Source organism: Leucobacter sp. UCD-THU (genome assembly GCF_000349545.1).
Classification (GTDB): domain Bacteria; phylum Actinomycetota; class Actinomycetes; order Actinomycetales; family Microbacteriaceae; genus Leucobacter; species Leucobacter muris.
Window position 1 is genome coordinate 308,397 of record NZ_KB714600.1, and the last position, 18,061, is coordinate 326,457.

An 18,061-nucleotide genomic window follows, 5' to 3' on the forward strand; every position below is an offset into this window, starting at 1 on the left:
TCGTTGTCATTCTCGCCTTCCATTCTTCGGAGCTGAGACGCCCGCGCGACGCTGAACAGGCGCGGCGTCTCCGGTTCGTCGGTCCTTCACCGGGAGGGACCGTCGCTTCGAGGTCGGCGCCGCCTGGATGAGCGCTGCGCTGTCGAAGATGTCTTGCACGTCGATGTCCAGAACCGCCGCGATCCATTCCAACTCGGAGACGTCGAAGGGCACCGAGGCGTCGAGCCGCCGCTCCAACGCCTCCGGACTCAGCCGGGCTGCCCGGGCGATCCTCGGCAGGTCCGCGTGACGGCGCACGAGCGCGAGACGGGTCGCCTCCGCGACCGCCGAGATCCAGCGCCCTCTGTGAACATTTGCGTGCACGTCAGCATCATCGCACACATTTGTAAGCCGCAGAATTATAGGGTGAGAAATGATCACCCTCGTTTTCACCCCGGAGCCGGTTCCGATGTTCCTGCCGAGGCCGAAGAGTTCGGCGAGGCCGACGGCTTCGCCCCGCTGGAAGTGTCGTCCTCACGAAGCCGTCGCGCTCGAGGGTTTCTCGCGATTCAGGGCGCTCTCGGCCGCATCGTTCGCCCGAGTACGCTTGACGCATGGCAGAACCTGGCAAGCGTCGCTCGATCCTCGTGCCGACGCCCTTCGCGCGGCATCTCGGGCAGTACCTGTGGTACCTCGTCGACGCCGAGCAGGGAGATCGCTCCGGTCGTTGGCTCGCGGCACGCACCGATCGCTCCAACGGCTACTGGGAGAAGATCCTCAACGTCAAACAAGCCATGACCACCAACGACATCGAGCTCGTCGCCGAGGTGTTCGGGGTGAGCCCCTACCAATTCGTGCGGGACGCCCGGGAATGGGTCGATGAGGCGGCCGAATCCGGAGCGGGAGTCGTTCCGCTCTCCCCCGGGGCGGCCTCCCGGAATGTCAGGGGCACCGCTCATACTGAGCAGCACAGTGACCGCGAACTCCGCGTCGCGTTCCGTGACGACGCCGGTTCCGGAGAACTCGTCGACGAATAGGAGTCACCGTGCATCGCCTCGACCGCTACGCGCAGCATCTCGGAGTGACGGTCGAGCGCACGCCCGATCTCGACCCGCGATTCCCGGGCGACTACTCGCATCGCAGCCGCCACGTGCGTGTGCTCGACGGCATGACCCAGGTGAAGACCCGCTCCGTGCTCGCGCACGAGCTCGGCCATGCCAGCTACGGCGATGAGCCGATCCAGTGCCCGCGCGCCGCCGAGCGAATGGAACGCCGCGCCGATGAGTGGGCCGCGCACTTCCTCATCGACACGACCGAATACCGTCTCGCCGAGCAGCGCTACGGAGAGAACCTCGAGTGGCTCGCGCACGAACTCGGCGTGTTGCCGCGCTTGGTTCGCGCTTACCGGCGCACTCTTCGCCGCGTGGGCGGCACCGTATGCGTCGAACCCGACCCGAGTTCACTGATCGAGCATCTGTGCTTCGACGCGGATCCGTGACTCTCCGACGGGCGCGTGCCGCCGCGCGGGTTGCACCGCGACCCGACGCCGCGATCCCTCGATCCGATCAGAGGGTCGGAGGATCAGGCGCAGCAGCTCCCGCCGCAGCAGGCGCCGCCCGATTCGCCGTCGCCCAGCAGATTGAGGATCTCGCGCGACTCCGCGTCGGCGAAGCCCGCCGCGCCCTGCAGACCGGCGTTCGGGTCGAGCCCCGCTCGGATCTCGGCCTCCACGTCCTCCGCCGCGACCACCGCTGCTTCCCGATTCTCGCTCATCTTCGTTCCTTTCAACCCTGGTCGCCGTGCTCGTCGTCATGCTCGTCGGCGCCCGCCGCGCCGCCATCGCCGGCGCGGAAGCCGAGCACCTGCTCGAACGCCCCCGCGAAGGCCTCGGCGCTCTGCGCGCCCGAGATGCCGTACTTCTGATCCAGCAGGAAGAACGGCACGCCGTTCACCCCGAGCATACGCGCACGGGTGATGTCCCGTTGCACCGCTTCGCCGTAGCCGTCGTCGTCGAGCGCGGCGAGCACGGCGTCGCCATCGAGACCGACCTCCGCCCCGAGGCGCGCCAGGGTGTGCGGATCGGACATGTCCTCCCCCTCCGAGAAGTAGGCCCGGAAGAGCCGGTCCTGCATCGCCGACTGTGCACCCGACTCGGCGGCGAGGTGCAGGATCCGGTGCGCCCGAGCGGTGTTCGCGTGCCTCACGCTCGAGAAGTCGAACTCGATGCCGTCGGCCGCCGCCAGCTCCGTCATCTGCGCGAGCATCTGCTCCACCTGCGCAGCCGGCATCCCCTTGTGGCGCACGAGGAAGTCGACCTCGCTGCCCGAGAAGTCGAGCGGGGTGTCGGGCGCCAACTCGAAGCTGTGGCCCTCGACCTCGAAGTCGACGTCGGGCCGCTGCTCGCGGAACGCCGCGACGCCCGCCTCGAAGCGGCGCTTGCCGATGTAGCACCAGGGACAGGCGATGTCGGACCAGATGTCGACCTTGATGGTTTCCGTCATGGTCGGTGCAACCGCGGCGCGGCCCGCACTATTCCGCGGCGGCCCGATTCCCGGGAGACGGGCGGGGTGCGCGATCGGATCAGAGGATCCGCGCCCCCGCCACCGGCCCGGTCACCGTGAGCGCGCGCACCCCCGCGCGGCTCAGCACGCTGCGCAGCTCGGCCGCCTCCTGGGCGTCGCCGACCAGGAACGCCACGGTCGGCCCCGACCCGGACACGATCCCCGCGCGTGCGCCCCGCGACTCCCCCAGTTCCAGCAGCTCGGTCAGCTCGGGAGCGAGCTTGAGGGCCGCGACCTGCAGGTCGTTGTGCATCGCATCGGCCAGCGAGTCGGCGTCGCCCACCCGCACCGCCTGCAGCACGGCCGTGTCGACCTTCACCTGATCGGGCTGCCGGCCGAGATCTCGCAGGTGCGCGTCGCGATGGCGATCGAGCGCCCGGTACACCACGGGCGTGCTGAGGCCGGCCTCCGAGAGCGCGAGCACCCAGTGGAACGTGCCCTTCGCGAGCGCGGGGCTGAGCTCATCGCCCCGCCCCGTGCCCACCGCGGTGCCGCCCTCGAGTGCGAACGGCACGTCGGCGCCGAGCTCTGCGGCGAGCGGCAGCAGGCCCGAGCGGCCGAGCTCGGTGCCCCACAGCTCGTCGCAGGCCACGAGCGTCGCTGCGGCGTCGGCCGACCCGCCGCCCATGCCACCGGCGATCGGCACCCGTTTGAACACCGTCAGGTCGACGCCGCCCGCGTATCCCGTGCGCTCGGCCAGCAGCCGTGCAGCGCGGATCGCGAGGTTCGTGTCGTCGGTCGGCAGCGCGCCGCCGTCGATCGGACCGGTGAATCGCACCGAGAAGCCGTCGGACGGCGCAGCCGTCACCTCCTCGAACAGCGACACCGCCTGATACAGCGACGCCACGTCGTGGTATCCGTCGCTCTGCAGCGCGCCCACGCGGAAGAACACGTTGATCTTGCCCGGCGCCCGCACCGTGATCGATCGCCCCCGAATCGCGCTCATGGTTACACGCTAGCGCACCCCGGAGCGCCCCAGATGCACGCGGGCGATCGCGAGGAACTCGTCGATGCGGAGCTGCTCGGCGCGTGCGGTCGGGGCCGCCCCCGCCGCCTCGATCGTCTCGACCGCGACGTCGAGCGGGCCGAGCACGGGCTGCAGCGCCTGGCGCAGCATCTTGCGCCGCTGCGCGAACGCCGCGTTCACCAGCTCGAAGGTGCGAGCGCGCTCCCGCTCGTCGCCCCGCGGCTCGGCGAAGCGCTCGTACCCGACGAGCACCGAGTCGACGCCCGGCACCGGCCAGAAGATGCGGCGGCTCACGGTGCCCGCGATCCGCCACTCCCCGTACCAGGCGGCCTTCGCGCTCGGGGCGCCGTACTCCTTCGAACCGGGGCCCGCCGCGATGCGGTACCCCACCTCGGCCTGCACCATCACGAGGCCCCGGCGCAGGCCCGGCACCAGCTCGAGCAGGTGCATGAGGATCGGCACCGACACGTTGTAGGGCAGATTCGCGACCAGCACCTCGGGGGGCGCCGGGGCGGCCCCGAGCATCTCGGCGCTCAGCTCGAGAGCGTCGGTGTGGATGACGCGCAGGCGCGGGGCCGCGGCGTCCGCGAAGACCTCCGGCTGCATCTGCCGCGCCGTGTTCAGCAGCTCGGCCGCGAGACGCCGGTCGATCTCGATCGCCGTGACGTCGGCGCCCGCCTCGGTGAGACCGAGGGTGAGCGACCCGAGGCCCGGCCCGATCTCGATGACTCGGTCGCCCGCCTCGACTCCGGCGAGGCGCACGATCTTGCGCACCGTGTTGGGATCGATGACGAAGTTCTGCCCCAGCTTCTTGGTGGGCGAGACGCCGAAGCGCTCGGCGAGGTCGCGCACCTCGTTCGGCCCGAGCAGGCGCGCGGCGCTCGCGTCCGGCTCCGGGGGCAGCGGCGGCTCAGTCATCGTCGTCCGCGTCCCACGCGCCGTACACGCGCTCGGTGTTCACCGCGAGGCGCGCGCAGACGTCGTCGAGGGGCTCATCCAGCGTCTCGGCCATGCGGCGCACGGTGTGCGGCAGCAGGTAGGGCGCGTTGGGCCTGCCGCGGAACGGCTCGGGCGTGAGGAACGGCGCGTCGGTCTCGGCGAGCACGAGCTCGGGCCGCGCCACCGTGAGCGCCTCGCGCAGCGCCGGCGCGTTCTTGAAGGTCGAGGTGCCCGAGAACGACATGTACCATCCGTGCTCGTTGCAGACGCGCGCGAGCCTCGCGTCGCCCGAGAAGCAGTGGAACACCGTGCGCTCGGGCGCACCCACGCGCAGCAGCGTCGCCACGACCTCGTCGTGCGCGTCGCGATCGTGGATCTGCAGGGCGATGCCGTTGGCCTTCGCGATCTCGATGTGCGTCTCGAACGACTCGATCTGCGCCGCGCGGCCGTCCTCGCCGGTGCGGTAGAAATCGAGGCCGGTCTCGCCGACCGCCCGTACCCGGGGCTTCGCGGCGAGGCGCGCGATCTCGGAGAGGTGCGAGCTCAGCAGCCCCTCCGCGAAGAGGCGGGGCGCCTCGTTGGGGTGCAGTGCGACCGCGGCGAGCACCCGCGGGTCGCTCGCCGCGAGCTGCGCGCTCCAGCGGCTCGTCTCGAGGTCGGTGCCGACCTGCACGATGCCGCGCACGCCCGCCGATTCCGCCCGCGCCAGCGAGTCGAGCGGATCGAGCTGGTCGACCCCGTCTTCGAACTCGAGGTGGGCGTGGTTGTCGTAGACCGGGATCGGCAGCGGCTCGGGGGTCTCGGGGCGGGTCAGGTCGCGCGTCTGCGAGCCCGTCCCCGTGCCCCCGGTCGCCTGGGGCGCCGCCCGCTTGCTCAGGCCGCCCACCGGCACCTCGGCGCCGGTCACTTGCCCTCGCCCTCCGTCTCGATGCGCGGGAACAGCGCGGCGAGCGCCTGCTGCTCGGTGCCCGCGGCGAGCCGACCCCAGCGCCCGGCCTCTCGGATCGGCTGCTCGGCGAGCGCGCCCAGCTGCTGCTCGGCGCCCAGCGCGGTCCACAGCTTCGCGGCGGCCTGCGGGATGACCGGGGCGAGCAGCTCGGCCAGCACGCGCAGCCCCTCGGTGGTCGTGTAGAGCACGGCGGCGAGGCGGTCGCGCTGCTCGGGATCCTTCGCCAGAGCCCACGGCTCCTGCTCGGTGATGTAGCCGTTGAGGGCGTCGACCAGCTCCCAGACCGCCGCGATCGCCTCGTGGATCGCGAAGGCCGAGATGCGCTCGTCGGCGCGGGAGGTCACGTCGGCGGCGAGCTCGCGGATCGCGGCGTCGGCGGGCTGCTCGTCGGCCGAGACCGCCGCGGCCGGCACGCGGCCCTCGAAGTACTTCTTGTTCATCGCGAGCACGCGGCTGGCGAGGTTGCCGAAACCGTTGGCGAGCTCTGCCTGATAGCGGGCCGACAGGTCTTCCCAGCTGAAGGAGCCGTCGTGGCCGAACGAGATCGCGCGCATGAAGTAGTAGCGGAACGCGTCGGAGCCGAAGGTGTCGGTGATCTCGTTGGGCGCGATGCCGGTGAGCTTCGACTTCGACATCTTCTCGCCGCCCACCAGCAGCCAACCGTGCGCGAACACGTTGCGCGGCACCTCGAGCCCCGCCGCCATCAGCATGGCGGGCCAGATCACGGCGTGGAAGCGCAGGATGTCCTTGCCCACGATGTGGGTCGCGGGCCAGCGTCGCTCGAACTGCTCGGTATCGGATCCGTAGCCCGTGGCGGTGACGTAGTTGAGCAGCGCGTCGAACCACACGTAGGTGACGTGCGACGAGTCCCACGGAATCGGGATGCCCCAGTCGAACGAGGTGCGCGAGATCGACAGGTCTTCGAGGCCCTGCTGCACGAAGGCGATGACCTCGTTGCGCGCGCTCGCGGGCTGCACGAAGTCTGGGCGCTCCTCGTAGAGCGCGAGCAGGCGCTCCTGGAAGGCGCTCATCTTGAAGAAGTAGTTCTTCTCCTGCAGCAGCTCGAGCGGCTTCGAGTGGATCGCGCACACCTTCTCGCCCTCGAAGGCGCCCTCGCCGTCGACGATCTCGCTCTTCGGCTTGAACTCCTCGCAGCCCACGCAGTACAGCGCCTCGAACTCGCCGGCGTAGACGTGGCCGTCGTCGTGCAGCTTCTGCAGGAACTTCGCGACGCCCTCCTCGTGCCGGGCGTCGGTGGTGCGGATGAAGTCGTCGTTCGAGAGGTCGATCGTGCCGAGCAGCGGCTTCCATGCCGACTCGACCAGGCGATCCGCCCACTCCTTCGGCGCGACGCCGTTCGCGGTGGCGGTGCGCAGGATCTTCTGACCGTGCTCGTCGGTGCCCGTGAGGAACCAGGTGTCGTCGCCCGACTGTCGGTGCCACCGCGCCAGCACGTCAGCCGCCACCTCGGTGTACGCGTGCCCGATGTGGGGCGCGTCGTTCACGTAGAAGATGGGGGTGGTGATGAAGAACGAGGAGGGCTGTGCCTGCTGGTCGAGTGCCATGGGTTCCATTCTATTGGGAACCGCGGACACGCTCGTCCGTGTTACGCCCCCGCCGCGACCAGGGTCTCGGGCTCGTGCCGCACCGGGAAGTTCACGGAGTTCGCGATGAAGCACACCTTCCGGGCCTCGGCGTGCGCCGCGCGGGCGGCCTCGACCATCGAGGCGTCGGCGACCGTGACCCGCGGCCTCAGCAGCACCTCGGCGAAGGCGCCGCCCAGCCCCTCCTGCCGCATCGTGCCGACCGCGTCGTCGGTGTAGGCCGTGACCACCACTCCCGCGCGCACCGCCATGTGCAGGTACGACAGCATGTGGCACTGCGCGAGCGCGGTGACGAGCAGCTCCTCGGGATTCCAGCGGTCGGCGTCGCCGTGGAAGGCGCGATCCGCCGACCCCTCGAGCTCGGCCTTGCCCGCGGCCCGGATCAGCAGCTGCCTGCCGTACTCGCGGTAGCCGCTCGTGCCCGTGCCCCGGTTGCCCGTCCACTCGATCTCGACCCGGTACTCGTGCAGATCCTTCACGCCCTCAGCCTAACCCCGCGGCGTCTCCCCCGCCGCCCCGTCCGGCAGCCTCCGGACGCTCCCCGGCCCCCTCCGGCGACTCCTGTCCGCCCCGGGCGCCCCGGCCCCGGCGCACGGCCGTCCCAGTCCGGCGAGAGTAAGATCGTGTGCATGAGCGAAGAAGCGACCGTCATCGAATCGTCCGTCCCCCAGCAGCGTCTCGTCGTCACCGAGATCCCGGGTCCCCGCTCACGAGAGATCCACGAGCGCCGCCGCGCGGTCGTGCCGCCCGGCGTGCACAGCGTGCTGCCCGTCTACATCGAGCGCTCGCACGACTCGATCCTGGTCGACGTCGACGGCAATCACCTCGTCGACGTCTGCGGCGGCATCGGCGTGACCACCATCGGTCACACCGACGGGGCCGTCGTCGCGGCCGCCGCCGAGCAGTTGAACAAGGTCACCCACACCCTGTTCACCATGACCCCCTACGAGCCGTACGTGCAGGTCGCCGAGCACCTCGCCAAGCACGTGCCCGGGTCCACCCCCGAGAACCCCTACAAGACCCTGCTCATGAACTCGGGCGCGGAGGCCGTCGAGAACGGCGTCAAGATCGCCCGCAAGCACACCGGTCGCCCGGGTGTCGCCGTGCTCGAGCACGCCTACCACGGCCGCACCATGCTCACGAGCAGCATGAACCACAAGGCGGCGCCCTACGCGCTCGGCTACGGTCCGCGCGCGGGCGACATCTACAAGGCCCCCAACTCGTACCCGCTGCACGACGGGCTGAGCGGCGCCGAGGCCGCGGCGCGCACGATCGCCCACCTCGAGAAGGTGGCCGGGGCCGATGATCTCGCCTGCCTCGTCGTCGAGCCGATCCAGGGCGAAGGCGGCTTCATCGTTCCCGCCGACGGCTACCTGCCGGCGCTCGCCGAGTGGTGCCGGGCGAACGGCATCGTGTTCATCGCCGACGAGGTGCAGTCGGGTATGGCGCGCACCGGCACCGTCTTCTCGATCGAGCAGTTCGGCGTCGAGCCCGACATCGTGCTCTCGGCCAAGGGCATCGCGGGCGGCCTGCCCCTCGCGGGCATCACCGGCCGCGCCGAGATCATGGACGGCTCGCAGCCCGGCGGCCTCGGCGGCACCTTCGGGGGCAACCCGGTGTCGTGCGCCGCCGCCGTCGCCGTCTTCGAGCAGATCGAGCGCGAGAACCTGCTGGGCGAGGCGAAACGCATCGAGGCCTCCTTCACGGCCGGCCTGAACCGGCTCGCCGAGAAGTACGACAGCATCGCCGAGGTGCGCGGCCGCGGAGCGATGCTCGCCATCGAGGTGGTCAAGCCGGGCACGCTCGAGCCCGATTCGAAGCTCGTGGCGCAGGTGATCGACTTCGCAGCCTCGCAGGGTGTGGTGCTGCTGAGCACCGGCATCCACAACCAGGGCATCCGCTTTCTGCCGTCGCTCAAGATGAGCGACGAGCTCATCGACGACGTCATCGGTGTGCTCGACGAAGCCTTCGCGGCCGCGTAGCCGATCGCCGCGCGCCCCGTCTCGTCGCGTGGCTTCCCGTAGCGCCGCATCCCGTAGCGCCGCGTCCCGCTGCGCCGCCGAGCGCATCGAACCCCGCCGCCTCATCGCGAGGCGGCGGGGTTCCGCGTTTCAATCCCGCGAGACGGCGCCCCCGCGTGCTCCGCACCCCGTACCGTGCCCTCGCCCGCGCATCCCAAGCGTGGCGAAAGGCGGATTTCGCATGGATCCGCCCCGTCTCGGGTGCGATACCCGCCTTTCGAGGCCATCGAGAATGGCGGGCGAAGCGCGAGCCAAGCGCGGGCGCGCCGCAGGCGCGAAGCGCGGCCTAGCCGGTGATCTCGAGGCCCGACGCCTCGAAGCTGCCGGTGTCGACCACGTCTCCGACGGCGTGCACGTCGATCACGATGACCGTCACGTTGTCGCGGCCGGCGTTGTCGAGCGCCTGCTGCACGAGCGTGCGCGCCGCCTCCTCGGCGGTCGGCTGCGAGGCCAGGTAGTGCTGGATGCCGATGTCGGTGAGCTCCTTCGTGAGCCCGTCGGAGCAGATGAGCAGGCGCTGGCCTGGGATGAGGGCGAGCGACGTGTAGTCGGGGATGGGCGCCTCGTTGAACCCGACCGCGCGTGTGATCACGTTGGCGTGGGGGTGCACCTCGGCTTCCTCCTCGCTGATGGCACCGGTGTCGATGAGGTGCTGCACCACGGAGTGGTCGACGGTGATCTGGCTGAGCGCTCCCTTGAAGTACTGGTAGACGCGGGAGTCCCCGATATTGAAGACGCGCCACGTGGGCTCGTCCTCGGCGGTCAGGCACACGCCCGTGACAGTGGTACCGGCGCCGAGCTCGGTCTCCCCCGCGTCGAGCTCGATGTCGTCGACGGCGTCGCCGAGCAGCTCGTCGATGTCGCGCTCGGTCACGTTCTCGGTGCCGCCCAGTTCGGCGAGCCGGCGCACGACGGCAGCCGATGCGATCTCGCCGGCCGAGTGGCCGCCCATGCCGTCGGCGACCGCGAAAATCGGGGGGATCGTGACGTAGCTGTCCTGGTTGGTGTCGCGTCGCCGCCCGACGTCGGTCAGCCCGAACCATGAGAGCTCGATCTCGAGGTCGGAGTCTTTGCGGTAGCGCAGACGTCGCCGCGACGCGTTCTCACCGCGCGCGGTCACTGCTTCCACCTCCGAGACACCCGAGTATCCTACCGCGCCGCGGTGCGCGCCGCCGATTCGGCGGCCGGCGCACCCAGCTCGGTGACGAGGGTGACGGTGCGCTCGCCGTCGTCGAGGCTCAGCTCGAGGCCCTCGCGCGCGGCCCAGTCGAGCAGCTGGCGGGGGCTGTCGACGCGGGTGCCGGATCGGGCCAGACGACGCACCAGGTCGCCCTTCGCGGCCTTGTTGAAGTGGTTGAGCGCTCGCACCTCGCCGTCGTCGCCGCGCTGGGCGACGTGCAGGAAGTAGCCGACGCCCGAGGGCAGCGGGGCGAGCGCGCCGTAGTCCTTGGAGCGCAGATCGAGCACGAGGCCGGCCTGCGACCAGTCGAGCGCGGCGTGCGCTTCACTCCAGACGCGCTTGAGCGGGGAGCCGAGGCTCGGCAGGCGAGAGCCTGCTGAGAGCCGGTAGGCGGGGATGCGGTCGCCCGCGCCGACGAGCCCGAGCAGCGCCGACTGCACGAGCACGTGGTCGGCGAGCCAGGCCCGCTCGGGGGCGCCGAGCGACACCACGTCGAGGGCGTCGTAGAGCACACCCGTGTACCGCTCGATCGCGGGCAGCACGCCGCTGTCTCCGAGTCGCAGGTTGTGTTGCAGCTCGCCGCGATTCTTGACCCCGAGCTTCAGCGCCTTCGCGGCGGCCTCTTCATCGCCCGCGCTCAGCTGCTCGAGGGCGGCCCGTACGCGGCCGCGGGCATCGTGCAGCTGCTCGTGCCCGCGCAGCTCGGCCGGCTGCAGCGTTCCGTCACCGCCGGTGCGTTTGGTCTCGGAGGGTGGCAGCAGGATCAGCATGGTGCCTCCAGCCTAGTACGCCCGGCAATGGAAAGACCTCGGGGCCGGGACCACCAAAGGTGTTCCGGGCCCCGAGGTCGGGAGCCGACTGACGAGCCTCAGGCCGCGATGCTCGCGCGACCGGCGACGATCGTCACCGTGTCGTGGTCGACCGAGAGGAAGCCCCCCTCGGCGTCGACCGCCACCTTCTCGCCGCCGGCGGTGGTCACGCGCACCTCGCCCTGCGCGAGCAGGGCGAGCAGCGGCTCGTGACCACTGAGAATGCCGATCTCGCCCTCGACCGTCTTCGCGACGACCTGAGCGGCCTCACCCGTCCAGACCTCGCGGTCGGCCGAGACGACACTCACGTTGAGCGCCATGGCTTAGGCCAGATCTTTCTGCATCTTGGCCCAGTTCTCCTCAACGTCCGAGATGCCGCCGACGTTGAAGAAGGCCTGCTCTGCGACGTGGTCGAACTCGCCCTTGCAGATCGCGTCGAACGACTCGATGGTCTCCGCGAGGGGAACCGTGGAGCCCTCGACACCGGTGAACTTCTTCGCCATGTAGGTGTTCTGCGAGAGGAACTGCTGGATGCGGCGCGCGCGGGCGACGGTGATCTTGTCCTCTTCGGAGAGCTCGTCGACGCCGAGGATCGCGATGATCTCCTGCAGCTCCTTGTTCTTCTGCAGGATCTGCTTGACGGTGGTCGCCACGCGGTAGTGGTCCTCGCCCAAGTAACGGGGATCCATGATGCGGCTGGTCGAGGTCAGCGGATCGATCGCGGGGTAGAGACCCTTCGATGCGATCTCGCGCGAGAGCTCGGTGGTCGCGTCGAGGTGCGCGAAGGTGGTCGCCGGGGCCGGGTCGGTGTAGTCGTCGGCGGGCACGTAGATGGCCTGCAGCGAGGTGATCGAGTGACCGCGGGTCGAGGTGATGCGCTCCTGGAGCACACCCATCTCGTCGGCGAGGTTCGGCTGGTAGCCCACGGCGGAGGGCATGCGGCCGAGCAGCGTCGACACCTCGGAGCCCGCCTGCGTGAAGCGGAAGATGTTGTCGATGAAGAGCAGCACGTCCTGCTTCTGCACATCGCGGAAGTACTCCGCCATGGTCAGGGCCGACAGGGCGACGCGCAGACGGGTCCCCGGGGGCTCGTCCATCTGGCCGAACACGAGAGCGGTCTTGTCGAAGACGCCGGCCTCGTCCATCTCGTGGATGAGGTCGTTGCCCTCACGGGTACGCTCGCCGACGCCGGCGAACACCGAGACGCCGCCGTGGTCCTGGGCCACGCGCTGGATCATCTCCTGGATCAGAACAGTCTTGCCCACGCCGGCGCCGCCGAACAGGCCGATCTTGCCGCCCTGCACGTAGGGGGTGAGGAGGTCGATCGACTTGATGCCGGTCTCGAAGAGCTGGGTCTTCGACTCGAGCTGGTCGAACGCCGGGGGGGTGCGGTGGATGCTCCAGCGCTCGCTCACCTCGATGGTCTCGCCCTCGGGGAGGTTGAGCACGTTGCCCGCGACGTCGAACACCTTGCCCTTGGTGACGTCGCCAACGGGGACGGTGATCGAGTCACCGGTGTCGACGACCTCCTGGCCGCGCACGAGGCCGTCGGTGGGCTTCAGTGCGATGGCGCGGACGAGGTTGTCGCCGAGGTGCTGCGCGACCTCGAGCACGAGCTTGAAGGGCTCGGCGCCCTCGCCCATGTCGACGGTGGTCTCGAGAGCGTTGTAGACGCCGGGGATCGCGTCGTGCGGGAACTCGATGTCGACGACGGGGCCGGTCACTCGAGCGATCCGCCCGACAACCTTCGTTGCGGCCTCAGTCGCCACTGCGGCGGTTTCGGTCATGTTTCTCTCTCTTCGTGCTTTCTAGCTCGACAGCGCGTCGGCGCCGCCTACGATCTCGGAAATCTGCTGGGTGATCTCGGCCTGGCGAGCGTTGTTCGCGAGGCGCGTGTAGTCGCGGATCAGCGCGTCGGCGTTGTCGCTCGCCGACTTCATCGCCTTCTGCGTCGCGGCGTGCTTCGCCGCGGCCGACTCCAGCATGGCGTTGAAGATGCGCGACTCGATGTAGGCCGGCAGCAGCTGGTCGAGCACCGTGTCGGCGTCGGGCTCGAACTCGTACAGCGCCTCGGGGGCCTGGGTCGCCTCGGCGACGCCCTCGACGACCTGCAGCGGGAGCAGGCGGTGCACCTCGGGAACCTGGCTCACCATGCTGATGAGGCGGTTGTAGACGAGGTGGATCTCCTGCGCACCGCCCTCGGCTGCGGGGCGGCCGAAGATCTCGAGCAGAGCCTCGGCGACCTCCTTCGCCGTCTCGAAGGCGGGGTTCTCGGTGTCACCGGTCCACACGCGCTCCGAGGCCCGACGGCGGAAGGAGAAGTACCCCTGGGCCTTACGGCCGATCAGGTAGTACACGATCTCCTTGCCCTCGTCGTGGAGCAGCTCGCTGAGCTCCTCCGCTTCGCGCAGCACCTGCGAGTTGAAGGCGCCCGCGAGGCCGCGGTCGGAGGTGAAGATCACCACTGCCGCCCGCTCGACCTTGTCGGCCTCGACGAGCAGCGGGTGTGCGTTGTTCGAGTGCGTGGCGACGGCGGACACCGCGCGGGTGATCGCGGTGGCGTACGGCGTCGACGCTGCGACGCGGGCCTTCGCCTTCTGAATGCGAGAGGCTGCGATCAGCTCCATCGCACGGGTGATCTTCTTGGTCGTCTGGGCAGAACGAATCTTCTGCCGGTAGACCCGAAGTTGCGCTCCCATGTCTCTCCTGTACTGGTCGGGGCTGGCTGGTCGAGGTGGTTCGGGATCGGCGGGGGCTCGCTTTTCGAAGGATTTTTGACGGGTGCGCCNCCGCACGCCCGAAAAAGTGTTTCGAAAAGCCCCCGCCGGGATCCGTCACTACTTCTTGACGACCAGCTGCTCCTGCTTGATCTCTGCCTCGTCGAGCGCGTCGAACTGCTCGTTCAGGCTCTTGCCGGACGAGGTGCGGAACTCGCTCTTGAACTTCTCGATCTGCGCGGTAATCTCGGCGACGGTGTCGTCGTCGAGCACGTTGGTCGAGCGGAGCGTGTTCAGCGCCTCGGAGTTGCGGCCGAGGTAGTCGAGGAACTCGCGCTCGAAGCGGAGGATGTCCTCGACCGGCACCTCATCGAGGAAGCCGTTGGTACCGGCCCAGATGGAGACGGTCTGCTCCTCGACGGGGTACGGCGTGTACTGCGGCTGCTTGAGCAGCTCGGTGAGGCGTGCACCGCGCTCGAGCTGCTTGCGGCTGGCTGCGTCGAGATCCGAGGCGAACATCGCGAACGCTTCGAGAGCACGGTACTGGGCGAGCTCGAGCTTGAGGGTGCCGGAGACCTTCTTGATCGACTTCACCTGCGCGTCGCCGCCGACTCGCGAGACCGAGATGCCCACGTCGACCGCGGGGCGCTGGTTGGCGTTGAAGAGGTCGGACTGCAGGAAGATCTGGCCGTCGGTGATCGAGATCACGTTGGTCGGGATGTAGGCCGACACGTCGTTCGCCTTGGTCTCGATGATCGGCAGGCCGGTCATCGAGCCGGCGCCCAGCTCGTCCGAGAGCTTCGCGCAGCGCTCGAGCAGGCGGGAGTGCAGGTAGAACACGTCGCCCGGGTAGGCCTCGCGCCCCGGCGGGCGGCGCAGCAGCAGCGACACGGCGCGGTAGGCCTCGGCCTGCTTCGACAGGTCGTCGAAGATGATGAGCACGTGCTTGCCTGCGTACATCCAGTGCTGGCCGATGGCCGAGCCGGTGTAGGGCGCCAGGTACTTGAAGCCGGCGGGATCCGAGGCGGGCGAGGCGACGATGGTGGTGTACTCCATCGCGCCGGCGTCCTCGAGCGCGCCCTTCACCGAGGCGATGGTCGAGCCCTTCTGACCGATGGCGACGTAGATGCAACGCACCTGCTTCGTGGTGTCGCCCGACTCCCAGTTGGCCTTCTGGTTGATGATCGTGTCGATCGCGATCGCGGTCTTGCCGGTCTGGCGGTCGCCGATGATGAGCTGGCGCTGGCCGCGGCCGACGGGGATCATCGCGTCGATCGCCTTGATGCCGGTCTGCAGCGGCTCGTGCACCGACTTGCGCTGCATGACGCCGGGGGCCTGCAGCTCGAGGGCGCGACGGCCCTCGACGCCGGCGATCTCGCCGAGGCCGTCGATCGGGTTGCCGAGGGGATCGACCACGCGGCCGAGGTAGCCCTCGCCCACGGGCACCGAGAGCACCTCGCCGGTGCGGGTGACCTGCTGGCCTTCCTCGATGCCGGTGAACTCGCCGAGCACGACGACACCGATCTCGTTCTCCTCGAGGTTCTGCGCGAGGCCGAGGGTGCCGTCCGCGAAGCGCACCAGCTCGTTCGCCATCACGCCGGGGAGGCCCTCGACGTGGGCGATGCCGTCAGCGGCGTCGACCACGGTGCCGACCTCGGTCTTCTCCGCCTGGGCCGGCTCGTACGACGCTGCGAAGTCATTCAGCGCGTCGCGGATCTCGTCCGGGCTGATTGAGAGTTCTGCCATTTCGTTTCCTCTGTCTGATCCGGAAGCGCCGCCCCCGGGGTGAAAAGTTGTGCCCTATGCTGCGAGCTGCTGTCGGAGGTCATCGAGGCGGGCGCGAACGCTGCCGTCGATCACGTCGTCGGCGATCTGGATGCGCACGCCGCCGATGAGCTCGGGGTCGATGACCGTCGTGATCTTCACCGGACGGCCTGCCGACTGCTCGAGCGCGCGGGCGAGCCGCTCCTGCTGAGCCGCCGAGAGCGGGGCCGCCACAGTGACGGTCGCGAGATCGCTGCCGTTCTGGTCGGCGGCGATACGAGCGGCGCTGCGGAGCGAGGCGTCGAGCCTGCGACCGCGCGGGTTCGCGACGAGGTGGCTCACGACCGCGACCGTGGAGGCCGAGGCCTTGCCCTCGAGCAGACGCTGCACGAGCCGAACCTTGCCGGCCGGATCGGCGAGCTTGCTGCCGAGGCTGAGCTGGAGCTCGTGGTTGCGGTCGACCAGATCGGCGACCGCGAGCAGATCGTCGGAGAGCGCCGGGTTGGCGAGGCCCTCGGCTCGCAGGCCGAGCTCCTCGACACCGGCGACGAACTCGTCGACGTTCGACCAGCGCGCCTCGACGGCGGCGGTGAGCACGGAGCGCGCGTCAGCGGTGAGCCCGCCGAAGAGCCGTGCCACGACCTGCCCCTTCGCCTCAGCGCTCGCCGAGGCGTCGCCGAGTGCCGAGGCAAGCGCGGGGCTCTCGGCGATCCGATCCGCGACCTGCAGCAGTTCGCCGCCGGTCGCCGGGTCGATTCCCGCCCGCAGCGCGGTGCGCGCCTGGGCCAGTGCTTCGCGTGACGCGCTTCCCATCAGTTCGCCGCCTTCTCGGATGCCTCGAGATCGGCGAGGAAGCGATCGACGAGCGCCGACGCCTTCTGGTCGTCGGTGAGGGTCTCACCGACCACGCTCGAAGCGAGGCCGAGGGCCAGCGAGCCGACGTCCTTGCGCAGCGAGACCACGGCGCTCTGGCGCTCGGCCTCGATCTGCGCCTGGGCGGCCTGCGCGATGCGGGCCTGCTCGGCGTGAGCCTCTTCGCGGGCCTTCGCGCGGATCTTGTCACCGTCGGCGCGGGCGTCCTCGCGGATCACGCCGGCCTCTTCGCGAGCGCTGGCGAGCTGCGCGGTGTACTCCTGCAGCGCGGCCTCCGCCTTCGCCTGGGCCTCGTCGGCCTTGGCGATGTTGCCCTCGATGGCCTCGGCGCGAGCGTCGAGCATCGCCTGCATCTTGGGAAGGAAGACCTTCCAGAATGCGATGAGCAGGATGACGAAGATGACTGCCGACCATACGATGTCGTACGTCGCGGGGAGCAGCGGGTTGTGGTCCGCGGTCTCAGCAGCAACAACGATTGTGTTGATCATCGCTGCCTCCTCTCATGTCAGGTTACGAAACGTTGTGTAAGGGGAACGTTTCTTAGTAGCCGAACATGTAGGCGGTACCGATGCCCACGAACGCGAGGGCCTCGGTGAAGGCGATACCGATCCACATCAGCACCTGCAGACGACCGGCGAGCTCGGGCTGACGAGCGACGCCCTCGATCGTCTTGCCGACGACGATGCCCACGCCGATGGCGGGGCCGATGGCGGCGAGACCGTAACCGACGGTGGCGATGCTACCCGAAACTTGAGCGAGAACAGACACAGTATGTGTTTCCTTCCGTGTGTTGAGTGCGGCGGTTGCCGAACCCGGGTTGGTTTAGTGCTCTTCAGCCAGCGCGAGCTGGATGTAGACAGCGGTGAGAAGCGTGAAGACGTAGGCCTGCAGCACGGCGACGAGGATCTCGAAGAGCGTGAAGGCGAAGCCGAAGCCGAAGGTGAAGACGCCGAGCACCGGGAAGAACCCGCCGGCGTACAGGATGAAGAAGTTGGTCGCCGCGAAGAAGAGCACGAGCAGCATGTGGCCGACCATCATGTTCATCAGCAGACGGAGCGTGAGCGTGACGGGCCGGATCACGAAGGTCGAGATGAACTCGATGGGCGTGACGATGATGTAGATCGGCTTGGGCACGCCGGCCGGGAAGAGCGAGTTCTTGAAGAAGTTCTTCGGGCTCTTCTTGATGCCCGCGTAGATGAAGGTGAAGTACGAGACCACGGCGAGCACGAGCGGCGTGCCGATCACCGCGGTGCCGGCGACGTTGAGGCCGGGCACGATGCCCGTGACGTTGAACGCCAGGATCATGAAGAACATCGCGCTCAGGATCGGCAGGAAGCGACGTCCGTCGACCTTGCCGAGCAGATCCTCGGCGATGTTGACGCGCACGAAGTCGAGCGCCATCTCGGTGAGGGACTGGCCGCGGGTCGGGATCACGCGCATCTTGCGGGTGCCGAGCCAGAAGAGCAGCAGCACGAGAAGCGCCATCACCACGCGGATGATCATGATGCGGTTCATCTCGAAGGGGGTGCCTTCGAACAGCACGGCATCGGGGAAGAACTCCGCGATCGACGGCGGGTGGAATTCACCCTCTTCCGCGGTAAAGACAATAGGGGCCACGAGTTGCACAGCGTTAGCGAACAGCGCCATTCTCCTGATTCGGGGTGCAGGTCAGAACTGCACAACGGCGAACGATGGTCG

General features: G+C 69.2%; 21 protein-coding genes. 3 read left to right on the forward strand and 18 right to left on the reverse strand.

From position 1 onward, the window contains the following. Positions 1-6 precede the first annotated feature (6 nt). On the reverse strand, positions 7-420 hold the full coding sequence (locus tag H490_RS32285) for a hypothetical protein (RefSeq protein ID WP_193743384.1): 414 nt from the start codon (positions 418-420) through the stop codon (positions 7-9). A 173-nt stretch (positions 421-593) separates the two neighbouring features. Between H490_RS32285 and H490_RS20765 the strand changes: the two genes are divergently transcribed. Together H490_RS20765 and H490_RS20770 are read left to right on the forward strand one after the other, a co-directional pair. Further along, positions 594-1,016, forward strand: a complete 423-nt coding sequence (locus H490_RS20765; RefSeq protein ID WP_017883352.1) for a hypothetical protein — start codon at positions 594-596, stop codon at positions 1,014-1,016. 8 nt (positions 1,017-1,024) lie between these two features. Then, positions 1,025-1,477: an ImmA/IrrE family metallo-endopeptidase gene (locus H490_RS20770; protein ID WP_017883353.1), complete on the forward strand. Its 453-nt coding sequence runs from the start codon at positions 1,025-1,027 to the stop codon at positions 1,475-1,477. A gap of 83 nt (positions 1,478-1,560) precedes the next feature. Here the strand turns inward: H490_RS20770 and H490_RS20775 are convergent, their stop codons facing one another. The 7 genes from H490_RS20775 to H490_RS20805 form a co-directional block, all read right to left on the reverse strand. Continuing rightward, a complete protein-coding gene (locus H490_RS20775; protein WP_017883354.1) occupies positions 1,561-1,752 on the reverse strand; it encodes a hypothetical protein in 192 nt (63 codons plus the stop codon). Between the two features lie 11 nt (positions 1,753-1,763). Continuing rightward, positions 1,764-2,480 carry a DsbA family oxidoreductase gene (locus H490_RS20780; protein ID WP_017883355.1) on the reverse strand — a complete coding sequence of 239 codons (717 nt, stop codon included), beginning with the start codon at positions 2,478-2,480 and terminating at the stop codon, positions 1,764-1,766. Positions 2,481-2,559: 79 nt separating this feature from the next. Next, a complete protein-coding gene (locus H490_RS20785; protein WP_031289785.1) occupies positions 2,560-3,486 on the reverse strand; it encodes a 4-(cytidine 5'-diphospho)-2-C-methyl-D-erythritol kinase in 927 nt (308 codons plus the stop codon). A 9-nt stretch (positions 3,487-3,495) separates the two neighbouring features. Beyond that, positions 3,496-4,425, reverse strand: a complete 930-nt coding sequence (rsmA, locus tag H490_RS20790) for a 16S rRNA (adenine(1518)-N(6)/adenine(1519)-N(6))-dimethyltransferase RsmA (RefSeq protein WP_017883357.1) — start codon at positions 4,423-4,425, stop codon at positions 3,496-3,498. Next, on the reverse strand, positions 4,418-5,353 hold the full coding sequence (locus H490_RS20795) for a TatD family hydrolase (protein ID WP_017883358.1): 936 nt from the start codon (positions 5,351-5,353) through the stop codon (positions 4,418-4,420). The genes rsmA and H490_RS20795 overlap by 8 nt, the downstream gene beginning before the upstream one ends. Next, positions 5,350-6,960, reverse strand: a complete 1,611-nt coding sequence (gene metG / locus H490_RS20800) for a methionine--tRNA ligase (RefSeq protein WP_017883359.1) — start codon at positions 6,958-6,960, stop codon at positions 5,350-5,352. Before metG ends, H490_RS20795 begins: the two co-directional genes overlap by 4 nt. 41 nt (positions 6,961-7,001) lie before the next feature. Then, positions 7,002-7,478: an OsmC family protein gene (locus H490_RS20805; RefSeq protein ID WP_017883360.1), complete on the reverse strand. Its 477-nt coding sequence runs from the start codon at positions 7,476-7,478 to the stop codon at positions 7,002-7,004. Between the two features lie 150 nt (positions 7,479-7,628). Here H490_RS20805 and H490_RS20810 point away from each other — a divergent pair, with 150 nt between their 5' ends. Beyond that, positions 7,629-8,981 carry an aminotransferase class III-fold pyridoxal phosphate-dependent enzyme gene (locus tag H490_RS20810; protein ID WP_017883361.1) on the forward strand — a complete coding sequence of 451 codons (1,353 nt, stop codon included), beginning with the start codon at positions 7,629-7,631 and terminating at the stop codon, positions 8,979-8,981. A 325-nt stretch (positions 8,982-9,306) separates the two neighbouring features. Here H490_RS20810 and H490_RS20815 read toward each other — a convergent pair whose 3' ends face one another. The 10 genes from H490_RS20815 to atpB form a co-directional block, all read right to left on the reverse strand. Next, positions 9,307-10,140, reverse strand: coding sequence for a PP2C family protein-serine/threonine phosphatase (locus H490_RS20815; RefSeq protein WP_017883362.1), 834 nt, complete (start codon positions 10,138-10,140; stop codon positions 9,307-9,309). 29 nt (positions 10,141-10,169) lie between these two features. Next, positions 10,170-10,970, reverse strand: coding sequence for a YaaA family protein (locus H490_RS20820; protein ID WP_017883363.1), 801 nt, complete (start codon positions 10,968-10,970; stop codon positions 10,170-10,172). A gap of 98 nt (positions 10,971-11,068) precedes the next feature. Further along, positions 11,069-11,329, reverse strand: a complete 261-nt coding sequence (locus H490_RS20825) for a F0F1 ATP synthase subunit epsilon (protein ID WP_017883364.1) — start codon at positions 11,327-11,329, stop codon at positions 11,069-11,071. Between the two features lie 3 nt (positions 11,330-11,332). Then, positions 11,333-12,796, reverse strand: a complete 1,464-nt coding sequence (gene atpD, locus H490_RS20830) for a F0F1 ATP synthase subunit beta (protein WP_031289786.1) — start codon at positions 12,794-12,796, stop codon at positions 11,333-11,335. A gap of 21 nt (positions 12,797-12,817) precedes the next feature. Further along, positions 12,818-13,708: a F0F1 ATP synthase subunit gamma gene (locus H490_RS20835; RefSeq protein ID WP_017883366.1), complete on the reverse strand. Its 891-nt coding sequence runs from the start codon at positions 13,706-13,708 to the stop codon at positions 12,818-12,820. A gap of 138 nt (positions 13,709-13,846) precedes the next feature. Next, positions 13,847-15,472, reverse strand: a complete 1,626-nt coding sequence (atpA, locus tag H490_RS20840; protein WP_017883367.1) for a F0F1 ATP synthase subunit alpha — start codon at positions 15,470-15,472, stop codon at positions 13,847-13,849. A 54-nt stretch (positions 15,473-15,526) separates the two neighbouring features. Beyond that, on the reverse strand, positions 15,527-16,303 hold the full coding sequence (locus H490_RS20845) for a F0F1 ATP synthase subunit delta (protein ID WP_017883368.1): 777 nt from the start codon (positions 16,301-16,303) through the stop codon (positions 15,527-15,529). Further along, on the reverse strand, positions 16,303-16,851 hold the full coding sequence (locus H490_RS20850) for a F0F1 ATP synthase subunit B (protein ID WP_017883369.1): 549 nt from the start codon (positions 16,849-16,851) through the stop codon (positions 16,303-16,305). The genes H490_RS20845 and H490_RS20850 overlap by 1 nt, the downstream gene beginning before the upstream one ends. A 52-nt stretch (positions 16,852-16,903) precedes the next feature. Beyond that, a complete protein-coding gene (gene atpE, locus H490_RS20855) occupies positions 16,904-17,131 on the reverse strand; it encodes an ATP synthase F0 subunit C (RefSeq protein WP_017883370.1) in 228 nt (75 codons plus the stop codon). A gap of 54 nt (positions 17,132-17,185) precedes the next feature. Continuing rightward, positions 17,186-18,010 carry a F0F1 ATP synthase subunit A gene (gene atpB, locus H490_RS20860; RefSeq protein ID WP_017883371.1) on the reverse strand — a complete coding sequence of 275 codons (825 nt, stop codon included), beginning with the start codon at positions 18,008-18,010 and terminating at the stop codon, positions 17,186-17,188. Positions 18,011-18,061: the final 51 nt, after the last annotated feature.

Bases quoted from the DNA above. Each gene is read 5' to 3' on its own strand.
- H490_RS20765 (WP_017883352.1), top strand. From the start codon at position 594: ATGGCAGAACCTGGCAAGCGTCGCTCGATCCTCGTGCCGACGCCCTTC.
- atpA (WP_017883367.1), bottom strand. From the start codon at position 15,472: ATGGCAGAACTCTCAATCAGCCCGGACGAGATCCGCGACGCGCTGAAT.
- H490_RS20785 (WP_031289785.1), bottom strand. From the start codon at position 3,486: ATGAGCGCGATTCGGGGGCGATCGATCACGGTGCGGGCGCCGGGCAAG.
- H490_RS20825 (WP_017883364.1), bottom strand. From the start codon at position 11,329: ATGGCGCTCAACGTGAGTGTCGTCTCGGCCGACCGCGAGGTCTGGACG.
- atpD (WP_031289786.1), bottom strand. From the start codon at position 12,796: ATGACCGAAACCGCCGCAGTGGCGACTGAGGCCGCAACGAAGGTTGTC.
- H490_RS20810 (WP_017883361.1), top strand. From the start codon at position 7,629: ATGAGCGAAGAAGCGACCGTCATCGAATCGTCCGTCCCCCAGCAGCGT.
- metG (WP_017883359.1), bottom strand. From the start codon at position 6,960: ATGGCACTCGACCAGCAGGCACAGCCCTCCTCGTTCTTCATCACCACC.
- atpB (WP_017883371.1), bottom strand. From the start codon at position 18,010: ATGGCGCTGTTCGCTAACGCTGTGCAACTCGTGGCCCCTATTGTCTTT.
- H490_RS20780 (WP_017883355.1), bottom strand. From the start codon at position 2,480: ATGACGGAAACCATCAAGGTCGACATCTGGTCCGACATCGCCTGTCCC.
- H490_RS20845 (WP_017883368.1), bottom strand. From the start codon at position 16,303: ATGGGAAGCGCGTCACGCGAAGCACTGGCCCAGGCGCGCACCGCGCTG.
- H490_RS20820 (WP_017883363.1), bottom strand. From the start codon at position 10,970: ATGCTGATCCTGCTGCCACCCTCCGAGACCAAACGCACCGGCGGTGAC.
- H490_RS20850 (WP_017883369.1), bottom strand. From the start codon at position 16,851: ATGATCAACACAATCGTTGTTGCTGCTGAGACCGCGGACCACAACCCG.
- rsmA (WP_017883357.1), bottom strand. From the start codon at position 4,425: ATGACTGAGCCGCCGCTGCCCCCGGAGCCGGACGCGAGCGCCGCGCGC.
- H490_RS20835 (WP_017883366.1), bottom strand. From the start codon at position 13,708: ATGGGAGCGCAACTTCGGGTCTACCGGCAGAAGATTCGTTCTGCCCAG.
- H490_RS20775 (WP_017883354.1), bottom strand. From the start codon at position 1,752: ATGAGCGAGAATCGGGAAGCAGCGGTGGTCGCGGCGGAGGACGTGGAG.